This window comes from Oleiphilus sp. HI0117, from assembly GCF_001635235.1.
Map to the genome: position 1 here is coordinate 1 of NZ_LWGA01001164.1, position 9,436 is coordinate 9,436.

The window sequence follows — 9,436 nt, forward strand, 5'->3', positions numbered from 1 at the left end:
GCCTCACCGTATTTATTGTGGCACTTCTATTCAAACAAAAACTTAGAATTAGCACTTTACCCGTTTTTTTACTCTTGGTGTTTTGCAGCATGCTGTTCACCGTTCATTGGACAGCCTATTTTCAAGCGATGCAGCTGTCGACTGTCGCTATCGGCATGATCTCGATGTTTACCTTTCCTGTCATGACGGTATTTCTGGAACCCTTAATCAATAAAACACGGCTTCATAAAGCCGATATCCTCATGGGTTTGCTGGTTATGCTCGGTGTCTTTATGATCGTCCCGGACTTTACTCTCGAAAACAATGTCACCGCAGGAGTATTGTTTGGTCTTTTATCTGCACTGGCTGTGGCACTAAGAAATATTCTGGTATCAAAGCACCTGTCAGATATTTCCCCTTTCACCATTATGTTTTATCACGCGATGGTGTCAGCCGCAATTTTGCTACCCTTTGCATCTGTCTCGCCAGTGGAAATAAAAACACCCGATCTACTTGCATTAATTCTACTAGGCACCGTGTTTACGGCAATCCCACATACTCAAAAAACGTACGCCCTACGCTATCGTTCAGCTAAAAGCGTATCAATGGTGATAAGCCTGCAAGTCGTTTATGGAAGCCTATTTGCATATTTACTTTTAAGAGAAGGAATAGGCTTCAACACACTACTTGGTGGTGGCATTATTTTGTTTGCTGCTTTGTATGAGAGTGTCTTTGCTAAGCACTGAGAGACTTAGTCTAAGTAGTGAGTCTGTATCTAGCTTATTAAATATTCTGTAGACCATTCACTACAAACCTGGTGTATAATTACACCAAGTTTGTATCGAGGGAGGTGTAAAATGCCGAGACAAAGTATTACGTTAACAGAGCAAAATGATTCTTGGTTGCGAAATCATGTAGATAATGTTCAAGATTACTCTAATAAAAGTGAATTGATAAACGATCTTATCCGCAGCGCGAGAAGGGCTGAAGCAATTAATAGAAAGCTTGAAGATGCAGAATCCAGTGGTTTTGTAAATCAAATGGCATCTGAGATGCTGGCTGAATTCAAGTCAGAACTGAAGTAAGGCATGTTTGAATTTAAGATATCTTCGAATACTAAAGAAGACCTAAAGCGGATATACGCTTACGAATATAGCGAGTTTGGAGAAGCTCAGGCAGATACCTATTACCATGGTTTTTTCGATATGTTCGAGAAAATTTCTATCAACCCATATCTCTTCCAATCAGTTGACCATATTCGCCCAGGTTATAGGCGCTGCTCTTATTGCTCCGATAATATTTACTACCGTGTTAATGGTGCGGTCGTTGAAATAATGGCTATTTTAGGAGGTCAGGATATTGATTGCTGGTTATAGGAACTCTCTAGAGTTAATAAGCGATTACTGAAAGTCGAGGTCTTATTTAAAAGCCAAAATTAATTTACTTATTTTGATGAGCCCTTAATGCCGGCTTTTAAAAAATTGCATAAAAAGGAAGTTACTTAAATTGTAAATAACCGCCTTTTGACGAAATTCTACACCTGAATTCGTTCGGCAAGATCAAGCGCATCATCTACTTCAACCCCAAGATACCTTATAGTGCTGTCAATTTTAAAGTGCCCTAGCAATATCTGAATAGCTCTAAAGTTCTTTGTTTCACGATAAATAATTGAAGCTTTTGTTCGCCTCATTGAGTGGGTGCCATAAGCTGGCTAAATAATGGATACACAGAGCTTCAATGAGCACCAAACTTGCGCACTTTGAAATTACAGGTAAATTGCGGCCCCTGTTTAAACATTCACAAAATAAAAATGGGGCCAGAGTCGCAACCCCGCCCCATCAACGACTTAATTAATTACTTCATACCACGAGAGATATTCAGCTCGGAAAGCAGTTTGGTAACAGACTGTTCAATACCTGAGCTTACCGACATGCCTAGTTTATCCATCAAACTTTTCTTTGCTTTGAATTCCAAGGAATAGACCTCTGAGTCCTGACAGGCTTCTAAAATATATTCATCTGATGTTTTCAAGTCATCAACTAAAGATACTTCCTTGGCTTTAGAACCAAACCAGATATCACCATTGGCAACTGATTCAATATCAACCGATGGACGACGTTCTGAAACGTAGGACTTAAATAACTGGTGAGTATCCTCCAAGTCCGACTTAAACTTCTCTCTTCCTTCGTCAGTATTTTCACCAAACATTGTTAAGGTTCTTTTGTACTTGCCAGCAGTCAGGATCTCATAGTCGATATCATTTTTCTTCAGTACCTTGTTGAAGTTAGGCACCTGAGCCACCACACCAATCGAACCCATTATAGCGAAAGGTGAAGCAATAATCTGATCTGCAACGCACGCCATCATGTAACCACCACTCGCAGCGACCTTGTCTACGCAAGCTGTCAGTTTGATACCCTTCTGCTTAATTCGATCTAGCTGTGCAGAGGCCAAACCATAGGAATGAACCATACCGCCAGGACTTTCAAGCTTGACCACGATTTCATCGGTACCCGGACGTGCAACCAACAGTGCCGCAGAAACGGCTTCTCTGAAGCCCTCAACAGCGCTTGCTTTAATATCACCCTCGAAGCTTAGAACAAACACCTTCTTTTTATCTTCAGTGTCTGACTTCCCCTTACTTTCCTTTTCTTGCTTCTTGAGCTGCTTTTTCTTGTCTTTTAATGCTTCTTTACTCAGCATCGACTCTTCAAGCGTATCTTTGATTTCCTCGTACTTTTCATTCAATTTTTCAATCAGCATTTCCTTGCTTTCAGGCTTCTTGTTTTTTAGAGCTGCACTGCTTGCTGCAGCCATCACTATTAAAATGGCAGCAACAACTGTAATTGTCTGCGCCAAGAAGACACCGTACTCAGTCAAAAATTCCACTCGCTTATCCTCAGGTTTGATATATACAAATAACGAAAACATTATGACCATTGCATTGTTGGGCCATTATTGCCAAATACAAGGGTTTCGTTCAGATATTGTTGGCTACTAATTTACACCTTCACACCATAATTCAAACAAGCGTTCGATTTATTAGTTGACAAGCGTTTTTCGAGTAACTAATCTTGACATCCGTGAAAATCAATACGCTTCACACTCAGGCTAGCTACCTTGCACTATTGAGCTTCAATCTCATGCATATACACGTGTAGCTTAGCGATAATTGATACATAAAAAGGGTATTCTCATGTCTGTAGCTTCTACTTTCGAGACACTAAAAGAAAACTTCAACGCTGACGCAGCTAGCGGCATCGACTTGGTATTCCAATTCAACATCGAAGACGATGACAACTACAGCCTAACTATCGCTGACGGTACATGCGAACTAGCAGCTGGTGAGCACGATGATCCTTCAGTTACTTTGATCATGAACACTGAAACTCTTAAAGGCATCGTTAGTGGCGAAACTGACGGTATGCAAGCGTTCATGGCTGGTCAGCTACGTGCTGAAGGCGACATGATGCTAGCAACTAAGCTAGGCGAGCTTTTCAGCATCGGTTAGTAAGGTCTGCTTAACATGATTAAGCTAAAAAAGCCGCTTCTGCGGCTTTTTTTGTGCGTGACACTTTTTAAACATTTTACATCACGGTAGTATTCTGTTTCTGAAAACATTATTCCGATTTCTAAAAATAGTTTGGGACCTTAAAAAATGGGTAGAGCTTACCAAAACCGTAAAGAATCAATGGCAAAAACCGCCGACGCCAAAACCAAGGTATACAGCAAGTATGGCCGCGAGATTTATATGTGCGCAAAGTCTGGTGGTATCGACCCTGACGGTAACCTTTCACTTAGGTCAATGATTGACCGCGCCAAGAAAGATCAGGTTCCTGGTCATGTTATTGAAAAAGCGATTGAAAAGGCAAAAGGTGGTGCTGGCGAAGACTTTGCGACAGCTCGCTATGAAGGTTTTGGCCCAGGAAACTGCATGGTAATTGTTGACTGCCTAACGGACAACCCTAACCGTACCTTCGGTGATGTGCGCCAGTGTTTTACCAAAACCAAGAGTAAAATTGGTGCCCAAGGTAGCGTTGGTCACATGTTTGATCACAGTGCTATTTTCGTATTCAAGTCTGAAGATGAAGACACCGCCCTTGAAGCCTTAATGGAAGCCGATGTTGATGTTAGTGATATCGAGTGTGAAAACGGCGAAATCACGATATTTGCACCTAACACTGATTATTTCAAGGCAAAGCAAGCGCTTAACGAAGCATTCGGTACAGAGAACAAGAACGGTGAAAAGGAAGTAGACTTTAAAGTTGATGAAATCCAGTTTGTTCCACAAACAACGACTGAAATTTCAGGTGACGATATCACTACCTTCGAGACATTTCTAGATATGCTTAACGACCTGGATGACGTGCAGAACGTTTATCATAGCGCTGAGTTTTAAAACGTTTCTCTTAGGCAGAGGGTTTCACCCCTCGCTAATGCGGAATCCAAAACAAGCCAAGGTGCTTACGTTTCAGTAAAGCACTTTGGCCGCTGCCTACCTTAATCAGCTTGCCCTTTAATCTCATAAGCCTTATCCAAACGGCTGTACCCAAGCCCGCTCATTTTTTTAATATCAATCTGAACAGGTATACGCTCTTTCAAGGCATCTATATGACTAATCACGCCAATCATTTTACCCTGAGAGTTGAGCTGATCCAGTGAATCTAGTGCGATATCCAATGTCGCACGGTCTAGCGTACCGAAACCTTCATCGAGAAATAAACTGTCAATTTGAGTTTTATAGCTAACCAGGTCAGACAAAGCCAGGGCCAGCGCCAAGCTGACCAAAAAGCTTTCACCGCCAGATAGAGTTCGTGTATCTCTATGCGAATCTGCTTGCCATTTATCGACTACCTGCAATTCCAGCCCTTGAATATCACTTCTAACCAGATAATAACGGGCATGTAGCCCCTCAAGCCTTTGGTTAGCGAGTTGTATTAAATAATCTAAGGTCAGGCCCTGTGCAAAGACTCTGAAACGTTTACCATCTTTGGAGCCTATCAAACTATTAAGGTGACTCCAATCATCGTAGCACTGTCGCTGGGCTTCAATTTCTCGCATCAGGTTTTCATGCTTTTGTTTCTGTTCTGCGTTGGTCTTAAGTATCTGCGTTAGTTCACCCTGCCTCTGACTACAAGCTTCTACTTCACTCTCCAGGCCATCAAGTAGCGCTTTGAGCTCTTCGAGTGACAAATTAGGAAGATCTTTAGCTTGTAACTCTTTTAACTGGCTCTGGGCAGTTTTTAGCTCTGCCTCCAATGTTGCTTTAGTTTTTTGTGTTTCTTCTTTTAAAGACACCAAATTCTCGATCTCTACGTCATCAAGATGAGCCTGCTGAAAGCTGGGCAGGTCTTCGAACACGCTATTCTCGAGTCTCTGCTGCCAGTCATGAGCAAGACGATCCAACTGATCTTTGTGTTCAAACTTCTGCTGCTCGAGCTGCTGCTGCTTTCCCTGAAGTGCCGATAAGTTTCTCTCGATCTCAGCTATTGACCCCTGCAAGCCCTGATAGGACAGAAGCCTTTTTTCACAATTTTGAGCCGACTTCTCACGCTCGGCACTTACATCTTTATCGCCGAACAGACGTTTGCGCTCTGCCTTCTGTACAGCAAGCTGCTCCATGAACGACTGCTGTTTCTGTTTCGCCTCGGCAAACTGGGAATTAAGCTCGCTCAATACGGCTTTGTATTGGTCATGTTGCTTTTCGATATCGCTAATTAATCCAAGCTCTGTCTGAAGTAGCTTTGCCTTGTCGTCATACAGCGAACACTCCTTTCGGGTTGTCTCCAACCACTCGCCTAAAGCACTTAAGTCCGGGCTTATCACGACATCATGGCCACTAAGCTTAGCCAGATTTTCTTGTAAAGATTGATCTAGCTCCTGCTCACTACTGCATAAGCTATTGATTTGATCTTGTTTATCTTGGCACTGCTGGCTGATATAGCGATGCTCAGTTTCTTGTATCTCTTTATCTCTTATTAGAGCGTCTAATAAATTCTGTTCTACTTTCTCTTCTTCCTGGCAGGCCTCTAGTGCGCGACGGAGGTTCGATAATTTTTCATATTGATTGTCTATATTTTCAATATCACTTAAGACTTCTTCTAAAAATTGAGGGACACCTTCATCTGCTACAAGCAAACTACAATTAATTTGAGCAGCATAAGTTGCCCAAACCTGCTGGGTTTCCGCCTCTTTTTTCAGTGACTCCTCTGCTCTTATTCTTAACCCTTCAAGTTCCGCACCTTGACGAATTAAGGCTTCCTTCTTGGCAAGTCCCTGCTCTTTTAACGCTTCAGCAACTTTTTCTTGAGCAAGAAGCTCATCATTCGTTGACGAAGACTCAAGCTCGCCATATCCATCTAACATTGGATGATCCACGGAACCACACAAAGGGCAAGCTTCGCCTTCTTTTAATTGTGCTCGGTGCTCACTTAAGCTGACAATACGGTTTTCGAGCAAGACTCTTTCTTTTAATGACAAGAAATACTTATTAGCTTGCTGATAGGCTGTTCGAAGGCTAACAAGCTCAGCCTCAAGGCTTGCTATCGAAGCATCTTGTTTTTCGATAGACGACAGGATTTGTCGACAACTAAGCTTTTGATCCTGCGCTTGCTCAAATATTCTCTTGCACTCGGCTACCGCATTCTTTCTGAGGGAATTCTGTTGAATAAGATTCTCTAACGTTTCCAAACTCAACTGCTTATTAAGCTCTTCTAGAAAGCGATCTAGTGCTGTTTTTGCACTCGAAGATCGACTAAGGAGTTTTTTATGCTCTTGCTCTCGGATAACAAGTTGCGAATTTAATTCTCTTAGGCCTTTTTCCTTCGCCAACTTAACTGCATTGTCGCTTTCAAGCAGCTTTGCCAGAGACACCGTTTGCTCTTTTACCCGGTTATACTGTTGGAATAGCGTGGCAATCCCGTCAAGCTGGGTTTGCGCACCTCTAAGCCACTCATGCTTTTCCAGCCACTCGCCCACGGACTTAGTTATGTCGTGGCTATTTTTAATCTGCTTGGCACAGTCTTGCAGCTGTTTTAGCGTTTGAGTTTTTCTGGCGTCTATTTCAACTAATTCGGCATCGGCGGTTGATATGCTTTTCTGCTGGGAAGTAATACCTTGATCTAAAGGAACAAGCTGCTCAACTAGAAAGTTTTCTAGTCTTACATGGGTATTCTGAGCATCCTGGTATTCATTTTTAGCAAGCTGACAATTACCTTCTAATAGGTGGAATTCCTCTTGCTTTAAGCTACAAGAGGCATTGATTTCCTGGAAGTTTTTATCATATTGGTTTTGTTGAGCTTGAGCGCGCTGATATTGTTCATAATATGGTGAGAGCACTCTCGCTGGTAGGGCTCTTTCAAGCCTTGCAAACTCGGGTGCTAAACTGTCGCAATATTGAACATGCGCATCGAGCGCTGAACGACACTGCTTATTACTCGCCTGCAATTTTTCAAGCTTTTCAATATGAGAAACCTGTGCCTGAATATCGCCTCTTTTAAGCAAAGCAGTCTTACGCTTTTCTTCGAGGGCCTGTTCTTCAGCATACAGTAATTCAAGCTCCTCGGGACTAGTCTGCTCTAGACCTTCCAACTTGACCGTCAGTAGCGTGTGTCGCTCTTTTTCTTGTCGAAAGCGTTCAAACACCTCGCTAGAAACTCTGCCGTATATGTCCGTTCCCGTTAACTCTTCAAGAAGTTCTGCCCGGTCTCCCGAATTTGCATTGAGGAAGGCTGCAAAGCCACCTTGAGCCAGAAGCATGGATTTTGTAAAACGTGAAAAATCCAAGCCCGTTATTTCGGCGATATGTTCTAGTTTGTCGCGGAGCTTATCAGCAATAATTTTATCGCGCCCCTCCTCACCGGCCCCGAGCAGTGCTAGCTCAACTTTGGGGCTTTGTAATTTTCCATCAGCTTTGCTTCGCGCCCTTCTTACTTCCCAAAATGCGCGAAAAACCTGGTCACCCTTAACACTGAACTCCACCTCACACATGCATTCGTGACAATGACGAGTCATTACCTTCTCAGCAGGTGATGGTTCATTTAAACGCGGTGTTTGGTGGTATAAGGCAAGGCAAATTGCATCCAACAGCGTAGATTTTCCGGCACCAGTAGGCCCAGTGATTGCAAATAAACCGTTGCTAGCGAAAGGCTCCTTAGTGAAGTCAATAAACCACTCCCCGCGTAGAGAGTTGATATTCTTAAGACGAATACTTAGTATTTTCATAACTGCAGCTCTAGAGCTTGTCTCCTTGCTCAGCTTGTAGCAGCGCCTCTTTAAACATCTGTTGCAGACGGCTTTTTAGTACATCATCAATTCCGTCTTGCTCTAATGACAGCCTTTTTTCAAAAACTTCGCCTGGTTTAAGTTCCTGCAAACGCTCGCTACTTTCGGCGACCAGGCTTAACCCTTTTCGATTTCTGCTGCGCTTCAAACAAAGCACTTCGATATTGCTATCGTCCACTAATTCTTCGATGCGTTTCTGAAGGTCTTCAAGATAATCCTGTTCTTCAACTTCTACCTCAAGCCAAATAGTCTCACTAAGGTCACCATTGCTTTCTGAACAATAAGCACTGCCATCACGACCGCCCTTCAACTCTGAAAGTTTAGCGCTAATCTCCTCGAGGTTTCCTTTTATTTTGTACAGCTGCTGAAAAACCGGTACTTCAATGGCATCCACCGTCACACCAGCCTCATCAAACTCTACCACTTGCACTGACTTTTTCTGGTTTAGCTCGTCAAAGCTAAGCGGAATTGGCGAACCACTATAGTAGATATTGCCATTGCCCTTAATTTGCTGCTGCTTATGGATATGTCCCAGGGCAATGTAATCTGCCGAGGGAAAGGATGTTGCTGAAAACGCCTCCAAGGTACCGATATAAATATCCCTGACCGATTCACTTGTGCGTGCGCCGACGACTGTTAAGTGCCCTGTCATAATAATCGGGATCTTTGAATCATTAATATCTCTTAAACCCAGGGCCTTACGATAAAGCACCTGATAGTGCCGCTTTATCGCATCTTGTAAATCTCGTTGCTTTTCCTTCCCTGTCGAACCGGAATGACTACCAACCAGGTCTCTAGCTCTTAGAAATGGAACGGCACATATAATTCCCTTTATTTCACCAGCAGCGCCTGTCAGGGGCAATAGCTGTTGCTCGTAGGTATTCTCGTTTGCAGAAGAAATTACATGCGTGTTGAAGTGCGCAAGCAAGTCAGAGGTTTCTTCAAGCATGGCGACAGAATCATGATTTCCGGCAACAATAACGAGAGGCACAGCCTTGTTTGTCGCTTCACTAAAGTCAATCACAAACTTGTGATAAAGTTCGCGAGCATAGCTAGGTGGAGCCCCGGTATCAAATATATCGCCGGCAACAATAACGGCGTCAACCTCATGCTCAAGAACCTGCTCAACCAGCCAATTAAGGAAACCCTGATGTTCTTTTTGGCGACTTTTACC

8 protein-coding genes and 1 pseudogene are annotated in these 9,436 nt (G+C 43.1%); 5 read left to right on the forward strand and 4 right to left on the reverse strand.

Annotated elements, in window-relative coordinates; translation table 11 throughout:
* From A3757_RS20605 to A3757_RS20615, 3 genes are all read left to right on the forward strand, one after another.
* Positions 1-725 (forward strand): DMT family transporter (locus A3757_RS20605; protein ID WP_068740216.1); only part of this gene is annotated, 725 nt, incomplete at its 5' end.
* Positions 726-836: 111 nt separating this feature from the next.
* A complete protein-coding gene (locus A3757_RS20610) occupies positions 837-1,064 on the forward strand; it encodes a CopG family transcriptional regulator (RefSeq protein ID WP_068511406.1) in 228 nt (75 codons plus the stop codon).
* A gap of 3 nt (positions 1,065-1,067) precedes the next feature.
* Positions 1,068-1,355, forward strand: a complete 288-nt coding sequence (locus A3757_RS20615) for a type II toxin-antitoxin system RelE/ParE family toxin (protein WP_068512156.1) — start codon at positions 1,068-1,070, stop codon at positions 1,353-1,355.
* A gap of 158 nt (positions 1,356-1,513) precedes the next feature.
* Here the strand turns inward: A3757_RS20615 and A3757_RS25365 are convergent.
* Together A3757_RS25365 and sohB are read right to left on the reverse strand one after the other, a co-directional pair.
* Positions 1,514-1,684, reverse strand: a pseudogene (locus tag A3757_RS25365) (integrase); the annotation flags it as partial.
* Between the two features lie 149 nt (positions 1,685-1,833).
* Positions 1,834-2,868, reverse strand: coding sequence for a protease SohB (gene sohB / locus A3757_RS20620; protein ID WP_068512159.1), 1,035 nt, complete (start codon positions 2,866-2,868; stop codon positions 1,834-1,836).
* A 307-nt stretch (positions 2,869-3,175) separates the two neighbouring features.
* Here sohB and A3757_RS20625 point away from each other — a divergent pair, with 307 nt between their 5' ends.
* Both A3757_RS20625 and A3757_RS20630 read left to right on the forward strand, forming a co-directional pair.
* Positions 3,176-3,490 (forward strand): SCP2 sterol-binding domain-containing protein, encoded by a 315-nt coding sequence (locus A3757_RS20625; protein WP_068507398.1) that lies wholly within the window; start codon positions 3,176-3,178, stop codon positions 3,488-3,490.
* A gap of 147 nt (positions 3,491-3,637) precedes the next feature.
* On the forward strand, positions 3,638-4,378 hold the full coding sequence (locus A3757_RS20630) for a YebC/PmpR family DNA-binding transcriptional regulator (protein ID WP_068554413.1): 741 nt from the start codon (positions 3,638-3,640) through the stop codon (positions 4,376-4,378).
* Positions 4,379-4,479: 101 nt separating this feature from the next.
* Here the strand turns inward: A3757_RS20630 and A3757_RS20635 are convergent, their stop codons facing one another.
* Positions 4,480-8,202: an SbcC/MukB-like Walker B domain-containing protein gene (locus A3757_RS20635; protein WP_068740218.1), complete on the reverse strand. Its 3,723-nt coding sequence runs from the start codon at positions 8,200-8,202 to the stop codon at positions 4,480-4,482.
* A gap of 10 nt (positions 8,203-8,212) precedes the next feature.
* The coding region (gene sbcD, locus A3757_RS20640; protein WP_068740220.1) for an exonuclease subunit SbcD at positions 8,213-9,436 on the reverse strand (1,224 nt) is incomplete at its 5' end.